16 protein-coding genes, 19 tRNA genes, 3 rRNA genes and 1 other RNA gene are annotated in these 17,212 nt (G+C 39.2%); 6 read left to right on the top strand and 33 right to left on the bottom strand.

The genetic code is table 11. The features are described from left to right. The 8 genes from AAFN87_RS19785 to AAFN87_RS19820 form a co-directional block, all read right to left on the bottom strand. Positions 1-95, bottom strand: a 16S ribosomal RNA gene (locus tag AAFN87_RS19785); the annotation flags it as partial. A 360-nt stretch (positions 96-455) separates the two neighbouring features. Further along, positions 456-722: a pro-sigmaK processing inhibitor BofA family protein gene (locus AAFN87_RS19790; RefSeq protein ID WP_347792785.1), complete on the bottom strand. Its 267-nt coding sequence runs from the start codon at positions 720-722 to the stop codon at positions 456-458. Between the two features lie 60 nt (positions 723-782). Further along, positions 783-998 (bottom strand): YaaL family protein, encoded by a 216-nt coding sequence (locus tag AAFN87_RS19795; protein WP_347792786.1) that lies wholly within the window; start codon positions 996-998, stop codon positions 783-785. A gap of 12 nt (positions 999-1,010) precedes the next feature. Further along, complete coding sequence (gene recR, locus AAFN87_RS19800) at positions 1,011-1,607, bottom strand: recombination mediator RecR (RefSeq protein WP_347792787.1); 597 nt, start codon at positions 1,605-1,607, stop codon at positions 1,011-1,013. A 12-nt stretch (positions 1,608-1,619) separates the two neighbouring features. Then, positions 1,620-1,934: a YbaB/EbfC family nucleoid-associated protein gene (locus tag AAFN87_RS19805; RefSeq protein WP_347792788.1), complete on the bottom strand. Its 315-nt coding sequence runs from the start codon at positions 1,932-1,934 to the stop codon at positions 1,620-1,622. A gap of 26 nt (positions 1,935-1,960) precedes the next feature. Further along, positions 1,961-3,691, bottom strand: a complete 1,731-nt coding sequence (gene dnaX / locus AAFN87_RS19810; RefSeq protein WP_347792789.1) for a DNA polymerase III subunit gamma/tau — start codon at positions 3,689-3,691, stop codon at positions 1,961-1,963. A 104-nt stretch (positions 3,692-3,795) separates the two neighbouring features. Then, an RNA gene (ffs, locus tag AAFN87_RS19815) (signal recognition particle sRNA large type) lies at positions 3,796-4,063 on the bottom strand. A gap of 179 nt (positions 4,064-4,242) precedes the next feature. Beyond that, complete coding sequence (locus AAFN87_RS19820; protein ID WP_347792790.1) at positions 4,243-4,410, bottom strand: DUF2179 domain-containing protein; 168 nt, start codon at positions 4,408-4,410, stop codon at positions 4,243-4,245. 104 nt (positions 4,411-4,514) lie between these two features. On the opposite strand from AAFN87_RS19820, the gene AAFN87_RS19825 reads away from it, so the two are divergent. The 5 genes from AAFN87_RS19825 (at position 4,515) to AAFN87_RS19845 (ending at position 8,952) form a co-directional block, all read left to right on the top strand. Beyond that, a complete protein-coding gene (locus AAFN87_RS19825) occupies positions 4,515-4,979 on the top strand; it encodes an MGMT family protein (protein ID WP_347792791.1) in 465 nt (154 codons plus the stop codon). Positions 4,980-5,186: 207 nt separating this feature from the next. Continuing rightward, positions 5,187-5,279: transfer RNA gene (locus AAFN87_RS19830), tRNA-Ser, on the top strand. 194 nt (positions 5,280-5,473) lie between these two features. Beyond that, complete coding sequence (locus tag AAFN87_RS19835; protein ID WP_347792792.1) at positions 5,474-6,712, top strand: ATP-binding protein; 1,239 nt, start codon at positions 5,474-5,476, stop codon at positions 6,710-6,712. A gap of 12 nt (positions 6,713-6,724) precedes the next feature. Next, positions 6,725-7,603, top strand: coding sequence for a response regulator (locus tag AAFN87_RS19840; RefSeq protein WP_347792793.1), 879 nt, complete (start codon positions 6,725-6,727; stop codon positions 7,601-7,603). An 80-nt stretch (positions 7,604-7,683) separates the two neighbouring features. Beyond that, the gene (locus AAFN87_RS19845; protein WP_347792794.1) at positions 7,684-8,952 is read left to right on the top strand and encodes a cation:dicarboxylate symporter family transporter; all 1,269 of its coding nucleotides are present in this window, start codon (positions 7,684-7,686) and stop codon (positions 8,950-8,952) included. A gap of 161 nt (positions 8,953-9,113) precedes the next feature. On the opposite strand, the gene AAFN87_RS19850 is transcribed toward AAFN87_RS19845, so the two are convergent. Then, complete coding sequence (locus AAFN87_RS19850) at positions 9,114-9,734, bottom strand: RraA family protein (protein WP_347792795.1); 621 nt, start codon at positions 9,732-9,734, stop codon at positions 9,114-9,116. Positions 9,735-9,886: 152 nt separating this feature from the next. Between AAFN87_RS19850 and AAFN87_RS19855 the strand changes: the two genes are divergently transcribed. Next, the gene (locus tag AAFN87_RS19855) at positions 9,887-10,267 is read left to right on the top strand and encodes a sodium:proton antiporter (protein ID WP_347792796.1); all 381 of its coding nucleotides are present in this window, start codon (positions 9,887-9,889) and stop codon (positions 10,265-10,267) included. 38 nt (positions 10,268-10,305) lie between these two features. On the opposite strand, the gene rsiV is transcribed toward AAFN87_RS19855, so the two are convergent. The 24 genes from rsiV to AAFN87_RS19975 form a co-directional block, all read right to left on the bottom strand. Continuing rightward, positions 10,306-11,181: an anti-sigma-V factor RsiV gene (gene rsiV / locus AAFN87_RS19860; protein WP_347792797.1), complete on the bottom strand. Its 876-nt coding sequence runs from the start codon at positions 11,179-11,181 to the stop codon at positions 10,306-10,308. Between the two features lies 1 nt (position 11,182). Beyond that, complete coding sequence (locus AAFN87_RS19865) at positions 11,183-11,680, bottom strand: RNA polymerase sigma factor (protein ID WP_347792798.1); 498 nt, start codon at positions 11,678-11,680, stop codon at positions 11,183-11,185. 92 nt (positions 11,681-11,772) lie between these two features. Then, entirely contained in the window at positions 11,773-12,306 is a 534-nt protein-coding gene (locus AAFN87_RS19870; protein WP_347792799.1) for an LOG family protein, read from the bottom strand. 208 nt (positions 12,307-12,514) lie between these two features. Further along, on the bottom strand, positions 12,515-14,860 hold the full coding sequence (locus AAFN87_RS19875; RefSeq protein ID WP_347792800.1) for an S-layer homology domain-containing protein: 2,346 nt from the start codon (positions 14,858-14,860) through the stop codon (positions 12,515-12,517). 400 nt (positions 14,861-15,260) lie between these two features. Further along, a tRNA-Glu gene (locus AAFN87_RS19880) sits at positions 15,261-15,332 on the bottom strand. Between the two features lies 1 nt (position 15,333). Next, positions 15,334-15,408, bottom strand: a tRNA-Asn gene (locus AAFN87_RS19885). Between the two features lie 11 nt (positions 15,409-15,419). Continuing rightward, positions 15,420-15,496 (bottom strand) — tRNA-Ile (locus AAFN87_RS19890). A 4-nt stretch (positions 15,497-15,500) separates the two neighbouring features. Continuing rightward, positions 15,501-15,574, bottom strand: a tRNA-Gly gene (locus tag AAFN87_RS19895). A gap of 5 nt (positions 15,575-15,579) precedes the next feature. Beyond that, positions 15,580-15,655: transfer RNA gene (locus tag AAFN87_RS19900), tRNA-Phe, on the bottom strand. Between the two features lie 7 nt (positions 15,656-15,662). Then, positions 15,663-15,738: transfer RNA gene (locus tag AAFN87_RS19905), tRNA-Asp, on the bottom strand. Between the two features lie 3 nt (positions 15,739-15,741). Then, a tRNA-Met gene (locus AAFN87_RS19910) sits at positions 15,742-15,816 on the bottom strand. A gap of 46 nt (positions 15,817-15,862) precedes the next feature. Next, a tRNA-Ser gene (locus AAFN87_RS19915) sits at positions 15,863-15,955 on the bottom strand. Between the two features lie 10 nt (positions 15,956-15,965). Continuing rightward, positions 15,966-16,041: transfer RNA gene (locus tag AAFN87_RS19920), tRNA-Ala, on the bottom strand. A 28-nt stretch (positions 16,042-16,069) separates the two neighbouring features. After that, positions 16,070-16,146: transfer RNA gene (locus AAFN87_RS19925), tRNA-Pro, on the bottom strand. Between the two features lie 9 nt (positions 16,147-16,155). After that, a tRNA-Arg gene (locus AAFN87_RS19930) sits at positions 16,156-16,232 on the bottom strand. Positions 16,233-16,241: 9 nt separating this feature from the next. Beyond that, positions 16,242-16,330, bottom strand: a tRNA-Leu gene (locus tag AAFN87_RS19935). Positions 16,331-16,336: 6 nt separating this feature from the next. Beyond that, positions 16,337-16,411, bottom strand: a tRNA-Gly gene (locus AAFN87_RS19940). A 42-nt stretch (positions 16,412-16,453) separates the two neighbouring features. Continuing rightward, positions 16,454-16,538, bottom strand: a tRNA-Leu gene (locus tag AAFN87_RS19945). A 16-nt stretch (positions 16,539-16,554) separates the two neighbouring features. Continuing rightward, a tRNA-Lys gene (locus AAFN87_RS19950) sits at positions 16,555-16,627 on the bottom strand. Positions 16,628-16,631: 4 nt separating this feature from the next. Beyond that, positions 16,632-16,707: transfer RNA gene (locus tag AAFN87_RS19955), tRNA-Thr, on the bottom strand. Between the two features lie 10 nt (positions 16,708-16,717). Then, positions 16,718-16,801 (bottom strand) — tRNA-Tyr (locus tag AAFN87_RS19960). Positions 16,802-16,818: 17 nt separating this feature from the next. Further along, a tRNA-Val gene (locus tag AAFN87_RS19965) sits at positions 16,819-16,894 on the bottom strand. Positions 16,895-16,905: 11 nt separating this feature from the next. Beyond that, a 5S ribosomal RNA gene (gene rrf / locus AAFN87_RS19970) occupies positions 16,906-17,021 on the bottom strand. A gap of 70 nt (positions 17,022-17,091) precedes the next feature. Next, a 23S ribosomal RNA gene (locus tag AAFN87_RS19975) occupies positions 17,092-17,212 on the bottom strand; the annotation flags it as partial.

A 17,212-nucleotide genomic window follows, 5' to 3' on the forward strand; every position in this document is an offset into this window, starting at 1 on the left:
CACCGGTGCAAGCACCAGTAAAACGTCCGCTCGACTTGCATGTATTAGGCACGCCGCCAGCGTTCGTCCTGAGCCAGGATCAAACTCTCCATAAAAGAGAAAATTTGATTAGCTCAAATTTTTTGCTGGCATCAATTTTGATGTCCAAAATTTTTGTTTCATAATTAAATGAAACTATATTGATTAACGTTTTGCTTGTTCAGTTTTCAAAGTTCATCGTGTCAACTAACTCGTTAGCGACAGCTTTTATATTTTAACACTTGCCGAAGTTTGTGTCAACAACTTTTTTACAAAAGTTGTTTTGCTGTGTTTTCAACAGCAACTCTTATATCTTACCACTCTAATATCTTGTTGTCAACATTTTATTTGACTGATTTTAAAGTGAACGTTTTGTCCGTCGCCTTAACGACTTCATTAACTATATCACTATATCTTTTATTGTGCAACCTTTTTTACTAATTATTTAATAATACAGTGACGAACGTAATACACAGTATACCCGGTATACCTAAAAAAGTTATTGTTAGCGCAGAAAAGATATTGATAGGCACGATTAAACCTTGCGTTGAAAGTATTAAATGCGCAATAAACAACACCATTACCGCACAAGCCAACTTAAACCAAATTACCGCTAATCGCTCAAAAAGAGCAGTCCATTTTAACTTTCTTCCTATTATAAGTAATAAAAAAAGCAACAAACAAACGCTGATGATTGCGTACATATGCACTCTCCTCTTTAAATATGTTCAAGAGAGCATATGCGTTTGTTGTTGCTAATATTTCTATTTAATAATAACTTGGCGAATACGTGCCTCTTTAAATAAATAAAAATGAACACTTTCCGTTACTTTTCGTTGGGCGACGATATCTAAACTAAAGTCATCCGATAAATCCTCAAATACTTTTGCATTATGCCAGTCATCTTTTGTCTCTTTAATAAGATCGACTAACTTTTCATCGAATTCCTTCTTTAACTTCCCTTTACGTGAAAAGAACATAACTCACACACCTTATAGTTCGCGTCGTCCTTCTAACGCTTTTGATAATGTAACTTCATCGGCGTATTCTAAATCGCCACCAACCGGTAAACCGTGGGCGATTCGTGTTGTACGAATGCCTGATGGTTTGACAAGCCGAGAAATGTACATCGCAGTCGCTTCTCCTTCAATAGTAGGATTTGTAGCTAAAATAAGCTCCTGCACTCTCTCGTCGTGTAAACGTGTTAATAGCGATGCGACATTTATGTCTTCTGGCCCGACACCTTCCATTGGCGAAATTGCACCATGTAATACATGATAAAGCCCGTTATAATCGCGCATTTTTTCCATTGCAATGACATCTTTCGGGTCTTGCACTACACAAATCATCGAAACATCACGTTGTTTATCTGAGCAAATGTGGCAAGGATCAATATCTGTAATATGACCGCACTGGGAGCAATACATTAAATTACGCTTTGCATCGACTAACGCCTTTGCAAACGATAATACTGTATCTTCTTTCATTGTTAACACGAAAAATGCCAGACGAGCCGCAGTTTTCGGCCCAATACCTGGCAATTTCATAAAGCTATCGATAAGCTTTGATATTGGTTCAGGGTAGTGCATTGTCGTTACCTCCTAGAATGGAAGGTTTAAGCCTTGAGTAAATTTCCCCATTGTAGATGAAGTTGTATCTTCCACTTTTTTCAGTGCATCGTTAGTTGCAATAACAACTAAATCTTGTAACATTTCGATATCTTCTGGGTCTACTACTGACTCATCCAAGTTTACCGCAAGCACTTCACGTTGGCCGTTCATCGTAATTTTTACCATGCCACCACCAGCAGTGCCTTCAAATTGTTGTGCATTTAAAGCTTCTTGTGCTTCCATCATTTCTTTTTGCATTTTTTGCATTTTTTTCATCATGCCTTGCATATTTCCCATACCACGCATCGTTGTATTCCTCCTAATAGTTAAAATTATTCTTCGACAACCTCAACAAAGTTTTTACCAAATAAATTTTCAGCTTCCACTACAAGGGGATCCTGTGAAGCGACTGGCTGTGCATCATCGATAAACGGTTGTGTTTCTTGAACCGTGTCTTGTTTTGCCTGATTCAATCCGTTATCTCGAATGAAGCTTTCTCGTAAGTCCAACCATGCATTTTCTGGAACACATAGCATTTCATACATAACACCAAGTTGCGCTGATAATGTTTGAGTAAACATCGTGAGTAACGCTCTGTTTTCGGCTACCATTTGACAATGAATATCATACTTGAATTTTACCACAAAAGCACTTGAAGATGCCGCAACAGGTTCTGCTTCTGCCAAAAGAGCTGATTGTGATTTTTGTAATTGGTTTAAACTTTGCGCCCAAGCAGATTTAATATTTGTTATATCTTGTTTTGTCGCTGCTTTTAATACTTCTTGAATCCGTCCTATAGGTGCTTTATAGCCATTTGGTGTTTTCGCACGCGGACGTGGCGCTTGCCTTTCCTGCTGCTGTGGCGGCATATCTCCTGATAGTTGCTCCGTTAGCTGCTGCACCATTTGTTCAAGCACCATTACTTTTTGTTCAAGAGCAGGATTGGCAACTGTAGTACCTATCGTCTCTACAGGGCTACCCGTATATTGCGCCATTTTCAGCAATGCCGTTTCTAAATAAATTTTTGTATGATGTGAGAAACGCATCTCTTGTTGGGTCTTCGCTAAAATATCGATAAAGCCATACAATACATCAGCTGAAAAATCATGCGCCAGCTGTATAAATCGCTCTTCTGGTGTGACAAGCTCAAGTAAATCCTGTAAATCGCCAGTAGTCTGTAATAATAATAAATCACGGAAAAAAGTAATTAAATCTTCTGCTAAACGTAGCGGCTCTTTCCCATCTGCAATTAATTGTTCCAGCAATGCTAATACTCGCGCGACATCTTTTTGCTGTAGTGCAAGTGTGACATCGTAAAATACTTCCTGGCTTACTGACCCCGTTACGAGAAGTGCATCCTCTACCTTTAATGTATCTGCACTAAAGGATACGACTTGATCAAGTAAACTTAACGCATCACGCATCCCCCCTGCCGCAGATTGAGCAATTACTTTTAAGGCTTGCTCCTCAAAAGGCAATTTAATATCCTCTAACACAATTTTCATACGTTCTAAAATATCATTAGATGATAGTCTTTTAAAATCAAAGCGCTGACATCGTGATATAATCGTCGCCGGGAGTTTATGCGGTTCTGTTGTCGCCAAAATAAATACGGCATGCTCTGGTGGCTCTTCTAATGTTTTTAATAGCGCATTAAATGCACTCGTCGAAAGCATATGCACTTCATCGATAATATACACTTTAAAACGTGCGTTCGCTGGGGCAAAACGAACTTTTTCAATAATATCCCGCATTTCCTCTACACGTGAATTGGACGCAGCGTCAAACTCGATAACATCCGGATGCGAGCCCTCAGTAATACTTATGCATGTCGCGCATTCATTGCACGGTTCGTTAGAAGGAGCATTCTCACAGTTTAACGCTTTCGCAAAAATTTTTGCCGTACTTGTTTTCCCTGTGCCTCGTGGACCTGAAAAAAGATATGCGTGCGTCGTTTTACTTGCAAGGAGAGCATTTTGTAGTGTTCTTTTTACATGTACTTGACCTGACATTTCACGAAAAGACTGCGGTCTATATACGCGATAAAACGCTTGATATGTCAATGGTTTTCTCCCCCTTTTTTATAAAATTCAGTAGTATAAGTATAACATAAAAAAGGTGTATCCATCTGTTACGATGAATACACCTTCTAGTTGGCAATTTAATGCCGTGCACCTTTCTTTGACAGCCGCACATAAGCGTTACTCTTGTCGCCAGCTCAAGTTAGGCAACCCCGCGGCACATGGGTGAAACCACTTAATGCTGCTTCCTTCCGGACCTGACATGGTTCATGGGTTCCCATTGCGCAGGACCCAACCGTCAACACTACGTGCAAAAGGCAGACCCTACAATACGGGCAGCCTCAGAAAAGGACTTCAGTCTCGCTAGAGCGGATTGCGAGTTACAGGGCACCGCTACCTCCCCACCTAGCACGGCAATTTCTAGTATACTGACAGTTAGCAAAAAAAGCAATGGAAACCGTCTACTCATTTAAAACATAATTTTCCCAGATTGCAGAGAATGGGGCTCCCATATACGTACCCTCTGTCCGTTTACTTAGCATTATTTAATTATTTGGGGTTTCATGTTCCCTTCCACAAAACTTTTATACATGTTATTCCCTATTAAACATACCAATAACTTCTGTTGTCTCTGTTATATTTACAAAGGCTGTCGAATCGATTTCTTTTATGATGTTCTTCACTTCTCCAAGTTGATAACGTGTAATTACCGTTTTAAGTACTTTTCTATGTTGTCCTGTAAATACGCCTTCTCCATCCATTACACTACATCTACTTTTTATCTAGCATTGGATTTTTCTATTAAATTTGGCCATAATGGTTACTATTATCGATACATAATACGATGAATTGGAGGGCTTAAAAGTTGGCAAAAAAATCATATAACGAAAAATTACAAGATAACAAAGATATGCCTAAAATTATTGAAGTGTCTGATCCGAAAGCCATTTCGAGATTTGGAGGATCAAAAATGTTGATTGCACCACCATTAGCGTACGATGAAATCATGAGGAAAGTGCCACTTGGAAAAGTCATTACAGCCGATTATTTAAGAAAAGAATTAGCAAAAAAACACGAAGCAGACTACACATGCCCACTAACAGCCGGAATATTTATGAACATAGCAGCTAACGCCTCAGCAGAGAGAGCCACTGATACAATTCCCTACTGGCGAACATTAAAAAAAGACGGGGAACTTAATGAAAAATATCCAGGAGGCATTGATGCGCAAAAATGCAATCTCGAAGCAGAAGGCCACACTATTATACAAAAAGGAAAAAGATATTTTGTGAAAGATTATGAAGATAAGTTGTTTGTGCTATCTATTTAGAGATTCCCCCTCTATTTAGATAGCAGTCATGAAAATACTGCGATAAAATTGAACGTACTAATGATTCTATATTCGAATAGCTAGATATTTATTAGAAATTCACCTTAATTTTGCGCTATCATAAAAAAAACAAAAATATTTTCAAAAAGTGTTGACGTGTTATTAAATTCGTGATAAATTAGTACTTGTCGATAAGACATCTCACATGGAGGTATACCCAAGTCTGGCTGAAGGGATCGGTCTTGAAAACCGACAGGCGGGTAACACCGCGCGGGGGTTCGAATCCCTCTACCTCCTCCATCTTTTTTTATAAAGATAGTACGTAAACCGTTGCATATGTAACGGATTTTTTATTTTATAATACTTTCCGAAAATGGCAAGTACTATGGCACATGTTGCTATAGTACTTTTTTTGTTTTATAGACGTATTATTATGCATTATCAAGATATTTTCATTAGAATAGAGTAGTTATCTAAATAGGAGGTTATGCTATTTGCTAAAAAGCGTTTCGACATCCTCTCGTATCGCATTTACAATTTTAATAATTGCATTACTAACTGCACTCGCTAGTGAAATTAAAATTATACCGTTCCATATGGATTTTCGGTTTGGATTCGGTAGCATCATTTTCTTTTTAGCAATATTAATAAAACCAGTACCTATTATAAGAACTGGTTTTGCAACTGCCATAACTATCGTATTATTTCGGACGCTTATTGATCTATTTTTTAGTGATGATCACTTTTGGCATGTGCTACTAACACATCTACCGGCTGCACTCTTTTATATTACATTCGCCGTCTGCTTATCGTTTATTCAATTTGAACGCATTCGGTTAAGACCGATGAAGCTCGGCTTGTACGGGGCTTTTTTTGAAATAGTCGCAAACTGCGTCGAGGGTATTGTACTCTATACGTTTTTCAAAGAGCAATTAACGTTGAATGAGCTCATACTTATTTTCGCAGTAGCCTTTTTACGTAGCTTTTTCGTTGTTGGAATTTATAGTTCAATTTCCTTCTCAGAGCAAAAAAAGCAAATGCAGCAGTTACTCAATATCGGTTCGGAGCTTTATGTAGAAACGCTTTATTTGAAAAAATCGATGCAACAAATCGAGCATATCACTGCAGCTAGTTTTGACCTATATAAACAATTAAATCCGATTGATCGAGCACTTAGCTTGCAAGCGCTTACCATTTCTCAAGAAATACATGAAGTAAAAAAGGATTCGGAGCGTATTTATGCTGGGCTTTCTAAAATAACGACAATGGAGCATAATCACACTTTCCTTCTATCAGAATTACTGCTTTATATAACAGCTGCTAACGAAAAATACAGTGCTTATTTACAAAAGAACATCACATTCAAAACAACATTTAATATGAATTTCAAAATACATGATTATTTTACGATTCTCGCACTTATTAATAATATCGTAGCAAATGCAGTGGAAGCGATAGAACGTGAAGGCATTATTGAAATTCGCGTTTTTCATACACAGGAATCGACAATTATTACAATTGAAGATAACGGTATTGGCATAAAAGACCATGAATTACCGATTATTTTCGATGCAGGCTATACATCAAAATTTAATGACCAAGGGAAGGCTTCTACTGGTATCGGCTTATCTCATGTTCAAGCAATTATTTCGCATTTAGAAGGCTCGATAACAGTAACAAATGGTGCTACAACAAGATTTTCTATAACAATTCCTACCCATCGTTTATTATAAAGGAGGTTTTATATGCGCTATTTTATTGTAGATGATGACCGCGCAAGTCGAATTATGCTTGCCAATATTATTGAAGAAGGTGGACTAGGCACTGTTATTGGCGGCGCTAAAAATGGACACGAATCGATTCCTCAAATATTAATAACACAGCCCGATTTTGTACTAATGGATTTACTTATGCCTAAAATGGATGGTATTGCGACGATTGAAAAATTACGTGAAAATCGTTATGAAGGCCATTTTATTATGATTTCTCAAATTGTAGATAAAGAAATGGTAGCACAAGCATACGAACAAGGTGTCGAGTTTTTTATCCATAAGCCGATTAATAAAGTGGAAGTACAAATGGTGCTACGTAAAACAGAAGAGCAATACCGATTGAAAAATTCAATTAACGCAATTCGTCAATCATTAACTAATTTCGAAGTGCCCGATATGAAACATTCAAAAAAGACTACTCGCGACCATATACAATCTATGCTAAATGATATGGGAATTGTCGGTGAAGTTGGTAGTGAGGATATAATAAAAATCATTGAGCTACTTCTACTCGAAAAGCATAAAATAGCGCCACTTCCACCTTTAAAGGAGCTATATGAAAAGCTTGCAATGTTAACGAAAACAACACCGGATGATATTTTAAAGGAAAGCAAAGCTATTGAACAGCGCGTGAGAAGAACGATATTAGCGGCAATGATCAATTTAGCCAATTTAGGTATTGTTGATTATACAAATTCAGAATTTGAATACTATGCACCTAGATATTTTGACTTTACAGATATTAGGACAATCATGCGCCAAATAGAAGATGATGACCACCGAAAAGCGAAAGTAAACATAAAGAAATTCATCCAAGTTTTATATTCCGATATTATTAGTAAAGCTGATTAGTCGGATTTTGTCGGATTTAATAAGTCACCCGTAATATATATTTGGGCTAGTCCTAAATTTTATATTAGGGGGAACTATATTTGAAAAAGTTTAAAGTTAGTTTAGCCGCTCAAATTATAATCGGTCTCGTGCTCGGGGTTATCGTTGGTGCTGTATTTTACGGTAACGATAACGTCGCAACATACTTACAACCAATCGGGGATATTTTCCTACATTTAATTAAAATGATCGTTGTACCGATTATCATTTCGACATTAATCGTTGGTGTTGCTGGTACTGGAGATATGAAGCAACTTGGACGTTTAGGCGGAAAAACACTTATTTACTTCGAGGTTATTACAACAATAGCAATTATTGTTGGTTTATTATCAGCGAATATATTCCAACCGGGTGCTGGCATTAATATGAACGAGCTATCTGAAGGAGATATCTCAAATTATGTTAATACATCAGAGACTGTAGAAGAACAAGGTCCATTCCAAATTTTAGTCGATATCGTACCGACGAACATTGTCGAAGCAATGGCAAACGGCGATATGCTAGCAATTATCTTCTTCTCTGTACTATTCGGTCTTGGAGTTGCCGCAATTGGTGAGCGAGGGAAACCTGTTTTAGCCTTCTTCCAAGGCGTTGCAGATGCTATGTTCTGGGTAACAAACTTAGTAATGAAATTTGCACCATTTGGGGTATTTGCTTTAATCGGGGTAACTGTTTCTAAATTCGGTTTATCTTCCTTAATTCCATTAGGGACTCTAGCATTATTAGTATACGGCACAATGATCTTCTTCGTTATTGTCGTTTTAGGTTTAACTGCAAGAATTTTTGGTTTCAACATTTTCAAATTATTAAAGTACATTAAAGACGAACTTCTTTTAGCATATTCTACTTCTTCTTCTGAAACGGTACTACCACGTATTATGTTAAAAACAGAGAAGATGGGCTGTCCAAAAGATATCGTATCGTTTGTTATTCCAACAGGGTATTCATTTAACTTAGACGGCTCAACATTATACCAAGCAATTGCTGCCCTCTTCATTGCACAAATGTACGGCATTGACTTATCAATTATGGAACAAATCACATTAATGTTAGTATTAATGATTACTTCAAAAGGGATTGCGGGTGTACCAGGCGTATCATTCGTTGTACTACTTGCAACACTTGGCACAGTGGGTATTCCAATTGAAGGTCTTGCATTCATTGCTGGTATTGACCGTATTCTTGATATGGCGCGTACAGCTGTTAACGTAGTAGGTAACACTTTAGCAGTACTTGTTATGTCTAAATGGGAAAAACGTTTCGACAATCAACAATTTGCTGAATATGAAGCTGAACAAGCAAAAGCATAAATGGAAAAGAGTGCGTCTGAAAAGTGATTTTAAGAAGCACCCTTTACGACTAGATTGGTGATATCTTAATATGACCACTACGTTATAGAATTGCAATAAGAGAAAGTTATTTAAAAAACAAGGCTGTCTTGTAAGTTATTACTTATGGGACAGCTTCTTTTTTATTGGATAACTTTTTGTAAATAAGCTCGAATTGACTGCTCTCCGTTATGTAATGCTTCCTGTTCGCGTGCCTCGTCTTTTACCAATTTATCCTCTGCCTTCGCAACCACTTGTTCTATATCTTCTTGCGGAATAACAATCACACCATCAAGATCTCCAACAATATAATCACCCGTATGCACTGGTACACCACCAATTGCGACTGGAACACCGACTACCCCCGTCCCATTTTTGGCGCCAGCTGCAACAGTCGTACCGAGCGCAAATACGGGGAAATCTATCGTGCGCGCTGCTGCTAAATCACGAATAACCCCATCCACAACAAACCCCTGTACCCCAACACCCTGTGCTAGCTGCATAACAAAATCCCCCGCTACAGCACGATTCGTATTACTCTTCGCATCAATGACTAAAATATCCCCTTTAGTTGCCTTACTAATCGCTTCTAGTACTGCTCCGTTTTCCCCGTCTGGTAGGCGTATCGTCAAAACACGTCCAGCTACTTTAAAATGATCTGCTAACGGTTTTATATTCGCAGCATTCGTATGTCCCCCTGTCGCATCCGATAATGCTGTTGTCGGCAATTTTGTCAAACGTTCCACTAAAGTTGTTGTTGTCACATTCATCATCCCCTTCTAAATTCTTTTACAAAAAACTAAAAATTTGTAATTATAAAAATAATAAAGGATAATACTTCTAAAACGCAATGTTTTCTTTTATTACAAAGTGTATGATTGAAGGAATAATAACCGTAATGAAAGGAGTACACTTTATGAACAGTCGTTTAATTCGAGAGGAAATAACGACAGACGGCAATACGATATATAAAATGGCGACGTTTGATATTGATGTCATCGCCAAATCTTCTGGCGGGCTTTCACCTACGATTATTTATTTGCATAAAGATCGTGATGTGACGGACGATATTCGAGCCATTCGCTTTCACTATAAAAACCCCGCCTCTTATATTGAAGACTATGGCGAATTTCAAACGATGCTATATGAAAAAGAGCAACGTGCGATTAATCTACTATACGAATCCTTTAGCATTAAGCCTAAAAATATGACGACAGGCAAGCAAGTACTTTGGAGCTTTTTCGTTCTATTGCTTGTAATGATTCCGTTCATTGTCGTGATGATTGTTATGAAATAAAAATGCGTCTTAGGGACTATGCCCTAAAACGCATTTTTTTAATGAATATATTCGCTGCTTACAAGTGTATCTGTTAATATTTCAGTCGGTATTTCAAATTCAACAACGCCCATATAGCCTGGCGCCACTTCGTATTTATCGAACACAATTACTAGCTTGCCTTCTGCTGTAATATAGAAATTTTGATCTGCTTTAATTGTAGTAAATGATTCAAACAAATCTTCATCTGCAATTCCAGCACCACTTACCCAGTACACTTTATCTCCGTTTGACGCCTTTGCTTGTTCGCGCATTTGCTCTGCAATGTTTTCACTAATAATTTTCACATAAGCATCATCTTTAAATAAGCTTGGTAATGTAATAGCAATTTCTTTTTGCTTATCAATCGTATCGTACTTCATGACAGTCGATGAGGAACCGACCGTATTGACGACATAACGACCAACAGATAAAAGTTGGTCTGTATCGGTTGCAACAATATAACCGCTATCTACGCCTACATGGCCACCTCCAGCTTGCTCCATGCCGTCCATTTCTTCTTTAAATTGCTCATATAACGCTTTACCTTCTGCCGCATATTTTTCATTGAGAGCTGCTATTTCTTCAGAGTCACCGTTAATTTTTGGGACATCAATATTAGCTGAATACGTATCTTTTTCTACTTCATAGCTGACAAACGTCAGTACTTCCACAATGCTGCCAAGCACCGGAATGTCGACTAAATTACGTGCCATCGCTGGGCTCACATTTAAGCTTGCAGTAAATAAGGCAGCCGCAGCAACAGTGCCCATTATCCACTTCGGCGCTCGCTTTTTACGCCCTTTTTTTAAGCTCGCTTCAACTACTGCATCTAAATTTTGAGGTATCGGCACATCCTTATATTGTTCTTCTAACTTTTTTAAACGATCGTCCATATTAAATCCCCTCTTCATCTTGTAATTGAATTCTCAGCAACTTCAACGCCTTATACAATCTCGACTTTACCGTACTAATATTGACGTCCAATACATGCGCTACATCTTCAATTTTTAAATCTTCAAAGTATCGCAGTACGATTACTTCCCTATAGACGGTTGGTAGCGAGCCAAGAGCATCTTCTAAATCTGTATTTTCGTACGTGTCGACTTGCTGCGGTGTAAAAAATGCTAGCTTTTCATCTTCCATCACTTGCATGCGCTTATGTTTTCGTAAAAAATCAATCGCCGTGCGTGAAACGATTTTGTAAAACCAGCTTTTCAGTTGTTGCTCATCTTTTAATGTGTGAATCGATTGCAACGCTTTTTGAATGCTATCTTGCACAACGTCAAGTGCATCCTGTTCATTTTTCGTATAGCTATACGCAAGTAAATAAAAGCGTTCCTTATTCGCTCGGATAAAAGAAACGAATAATTGTTCCGCGTGTGAATTAATCATCTCCAAGAGCTCCTTTTGATTATTTCAATGTATACAACTACTAGACGTATGAGTGAGGGGGAAAAGTTTAATAGAATAAAAAAAAGACGGGATTATCCCGCCAAAATGTTTACAATATCCTGTGCTGAAGTAGCAATATGTAATAGTACCCGCTGCTCTTCTCGCACGAAACCTTCTGCTAACATCTTCTCAAAATGGAGGATGAGCGCATCATAAAATCCATTTACATTATATAAAATAACCGGTTTTTCATGTAGGCCAATTTGTGCCCATGTAAATACCTCAAAATATTCATCCAGCGTACCGCATCCACCCGGCAAAGCAATAAAGGCATCCGCTAAATCGACCATCTTTGCTTTTCGTACATGCATCGACTCAACAAAATAGATTTCAGAAAGATTTGCATGAGCAATTTCGCGCTGTTGCAAATGGGTCGGCATCACACCAATCACTTTGCCACCTGCATCAAGCGCTGCATCTGCAAGCTTACCCATTAAACCAACATTCGAACCACCGTAAATAATGTCGTGTCCTGTACAGGCAAGTACTTCTCCTAGTTCTGTTGCCGCCTCTTTATAAACTTCCGATTTACCCATCTGCGAACCACAATAAACTGCTACTTTCATACGAAACACCTTCCTTTTCTACATTATATTAAACGGCAGAACCTCTACATGACTACCTAACGAGCAAACATTTGCCGAGAAATACGAGGTTCCAAAACTGCTTTAGGTTTTCAGTGCCCTCTTAGTTCGGCAAACATGTCTCAAATTCTTTTCATCAAAATCTTATCTTCAATGAAAAGCTGCTTTTCACTTTTCGCGCAGCACGATCTTATGCCTCAATTTTATTAACGGCCTGTAATGTTCTGTATAAAAATACCGCAAAGTGTTGGCGAGTAACAGGCGCATTTGGATTGAAAAAGCCATTGTCTCCAGTCGTAATGTTATGAGAGGCTAAAATTTGTATATAGTCGTTGTACCAAGATTGATTACTTACGTCTTTAAACGATTGAATGTTATCTTTATTTAACTCTAGACCATACGCTTTTACTAACATTTTTGCCAATTGTGCACGTGTCAGTGTACCATTTGGATTAAAGCCATTAGGATTTGCGTCGATAATCCCAGCCTCAAGGAGCTTTTGAATATTAAGTGCGTTTGGATGCGTTTCTAGTGGCACATCCGGAAACGTAAATGCAAAAATCGGATCCTCAGGTAAGCCATCCACACCAGAACGAACAATCATGGCAGCTACATGGTGGCGTTTAATTTGTTCATTTACACCATATGTACCGTCTTCATACCCATTAATAATGCCCATTGCACGAATTAAACTAATTTCTTTAAAATAACGATGCGTAGTTGGCACATCACTAAAAGAGGCCACCGTTGAACTATTCACAGAAAGCTGATAATCTACATTCCCTGCACCGTACTTATATTTTACCTCTACATAGTAAGTTCCTTTTGGCAATTGTGCTTCATACTTTTTAAAATAGCCAACTTGATGGCTTGTTTCGAATTTCTTAACTATGTCACCTTGACCATTATAGAGCGTAACAATAAAGCTATCCTTTTCTAGCTCAGAAAATTTCAACGTCGTAAATGTTGAATGTGTCAGGTTAAATGAATACCAATCTACATCTACTTTATTATTATCAATTTGACCTGTTATGAGTTGATTCATCTTTAAGACCGTAGCCATATCCTTCGTGTCGTTTTTTTCAACTTCATAATAACCGGCATTAGACACTGTCGCTTTAACAGAATAAAAATCATCCGATGTTGATAAAGAGGAGATTTTTATATAATAAGTCCCAGCTTGAACCCCTGTACGGAGGGTCGTATTTTCATTAGCTTTCATTTGGACAGAGTCGAGAATTTCCCCGTCGGCTGAGTAAATGGATACTTGCATTGAAGATGTTTTAGGAGCTTGCAATGCAAAGTTTAATAACCCACGCTCTTTCACTGTTACTCGATAAAAGTCATCTGAATCAAGATGGTCATAAGCTCGTCCATATAAAGTTGCATTTAAAGGAAGAGCCTGGGCTGTCTCGATCGAATTATTTTTTTCCACGTTATATAACTTAGAGGAATCAACAGATAACTTAATTCCATATAAGTGATTAAAACTTTTTGTTGGCGCACCGATTGAAACCGAGTAAGTGCCGGCAGCTAGACCGACTCGTAACGTATGTTCTGTTAATTTCTTCGTTTTACCTTCCACAATAGGGTTCCCATGTGCATCATATACGGTAAGAGTATAATCTGACTTACCATATGTATCGACGGCAATTGATACAAGCCCGTCTTGTTCAACATCAAATTGATAAAAATCTACATCACTGAAAGTATCTACTTGACCGAAATAAGTATCATTTAAACGAATCGGATTTGCTAAATTGTATGCATTATTGTACTCGTGCTCATAGTTTTTGGCACGCTCTTTAAATGTATAGGAGAATGAGTATTGATCAGACTTAATCATTAAATAATACATTTCATTGTTTGTTGGATGTTCCATGTTAATTGTAGAAGTTGTAGTCGATTCATCTACCAGCTGTCCATCAGCATTATATAAAGCCGCATAGCCGCTCGTTATTGAAATATTCAACATTTTATTGCCTACACCTTGAATAGCAAAAAAGTCTTTATCATCACTAGTGTCGCCTTTACCACTATATAAAACAGCTGGCTTCGTTTGATTGGCATAGGCTATTTCATTATTATATTCTGCTTCATAGAAGTCATTTTCAATAAAAGACGTTGTAAATTCATACGCCCTATTAGCTGTTTTATCAGCTAAATCCCCATTAAAAATATGAATATAGTACGTTCCTTTGTCTACACCGTACCTGAAATGTCCATCTTCTGAAATAATGTGATCCCATGCAAAAACAGCGGTACCTTCTTTTCTAATTTGGATATTAAACTTAGCGCCCTCCACTTGAGGAAAATCAATTTTTAGAATGCCCTTTTGGGAAATATTTATTTTAAAATAATCATTATCTTCTATACCAGAAGCGACACCCTCTACTTTTTCATTTAATAATATCGTATTGGCCTCTGCAATATGATCGTTTCCTTCTGTTTCAGTTAAAGCTGCGACCTCTAGTTGTAATGAAAAAAACAATAAAATTGTAGCAGCGATTATTGTGCTAATATACTTTCTTAACAAATTAATTCATCCTTTCACATGCATTCAATGAATGATATATTAATTTTTTTAGAATAACAATGTTTTTTAATACTTTTCAGTAATAATTGTCATTACCTCAATCAAAACCACCAGTATAACTGGTGGTTTGCTCTACGCGTGTAACGCTGGGGTACTGGCACATGTCTAAAGACATTCTGAAAGGTCCGCCAACCACACTCCGTTTCCACACAAACCGCTTGGGATATTCATGTTAATATTCATATAGCACAACTCACCTTTTTATCTCTTGTTTCTCGTCAATTCAAGTATATAAAAAAGAGTGAGCTTGTGCTTTTTTTTGTACGAAATTGTTTGTATACCTCAACAAATATTATAGAACCACAAAAAAAGTATGCAGCGATTGCTACATACTTTGAGATGACCCGTACGGGATTCGAACCCGTGTTACCGCCGTGAAAGGGCGGTGTCTTAACCACTTGACCAACGGGCCATGGCTCCGAAGGTAGGACTCGAACCTACGACCAACCGGTTAACAGCCGGTTGCTCTACCACTGAGCTACTTCGGAATAATTATTTATGGTGGGCCTAAATGGACTCGAACCATCGACCTCACGCTTATCAGGCGTGCGCTCTAACCAGCTGAGCTATAGGCCCCAAATGGAGCGGGTGATGAGAATCGAACTCACGACATCAGCTTGGAAGGCTGAGGTTTTACCATTAAACTACACCCGCAAAAATGGTGGGTCAGGACGGAATCGAACCGCCGACACTTAGAGCTTCAATCTAATGCTCTACCAACTGAGCTACTGACCCATATAAATGGCGGTCCCGACCGGGATCGAACCGGCGATCTCCTGCGTGACAGGCAGGCATGTTAACCGCTACACCACGGGACCATTTGGTTGCGGGGGCCGGATTTGAACCGACGACCTTCGGGTTATGAGCCCGACGAGCTACCACTGCTCCACCCCGCGATAATACTATTCGAGTTTTAAGACACCATTTATTTATAATAAAAACTGGAGGAGGTAGAGGGATTCGAACCCCCGCGCGGTGTTACCCGCCTGTCGGTTTTCAAGACCGATCCCTTCAGCCAGACTTGGGTATACCTCCGTTATATTATTGGTGGAGCCTAGCGGGATCGAACCGCTGACCTCCTGCGTGCAAGGCAGGCGCTCTCCCAGCTGAGCTAAGGCCCCATAAAATTTTTTTATAAGTAGCTTTACATGGTCGGAATGACAGGATTCGAACCTACGACCCCTTGGTCCCAAACCAAGTGCTCTACCAAGCTGAGCTACATTCCGTAATATATATGGCGCGCCCGGCAGGAGTCGAACCCACAACCTTCTGATCCGTAGTCAGACGCTCTATCCAATTGAGCTACGGGCGCTAAATAAAATGGTGCCGAGGGCCGGAATCGAACCGGCACGGTGATCACTCACCGCAGGATTTTAAGTCCTGTGCGTCTGCCAGTTCCGCCACCCCGGCACATTATGGAGCGGAAGACGAGGTTCGAACTCGCGACCCCCACCTTGGCAAGGTGGTGTTCTACCACTGAACTACTTCCGCATGTGCTTAAGAATTTTTATTCTGACAGTATATTAAGTTACTTGGTGCGGGTGAAGGGAGTCGAACCCCCACGCCTTGCGGCGCTAGATCCTAAGTCTAGTGCGTCTGCCAATTCCGCCACACCCGCATATTTCTGAAAATGATGAGCCATGAAGGACTCGAACCTTCGACCCTCTGATTAAAAGTCAGATGCTCTACCAACTGAGCTAATGGCTCCAAATGGTGCCGGCGAAAGGAGTCGAACCCTCGACCTACTGATTACAAGTCAGTTGCTCTACCAACTGAGCTACACCGGCGTTTTTAAGATGGTGGAGGGGGACGGATTCGAACCGCCGAACCCGAAGGAGCGGATTTACAGTCCGCCGCGTTTAGCCACTTCGCTACCCCTCCGATATTTCAAACAATTATGGTGGAGGATGACGGGCTCGAACCGCCGACCCCCTGCTTGTAAGGCAGGTGCTCTCCCAGCTGAGCTAATCCTCCCAAAAAAATAAGCGAAGCAATGTCCTACTCTCGCAGGGGGAAACCCCCAACTACCATCGGCGCTAGAGAGCTTAACTTCCGTGTTCGGTATGGGAACGGGTGTGGCCTCTCTGCCATCATCACTTCACTTATTATTTAATTGAAGAAACTTGTTCCTTCAAAACTGGATAAACGTTTCATTGTGCCACACACAAAATTTGGTTAAGTCCTCGATCGATTAGTATTCGTCAGCTCCATGTGTCACCACACTTCCACCTCGAACCTATCTACCTCATCGTCTTTGAGGGATCTTACTTACTTGCGTAATGGGAAATCTCA

Source organism: Solibacillus sp. CAU 1738, assembly GCF_039888725.1.
Lineage (GTDB): Bacteria > Bacillota > Bacilli > Bacillales_A > Planococcaceae > Metasolibacillus.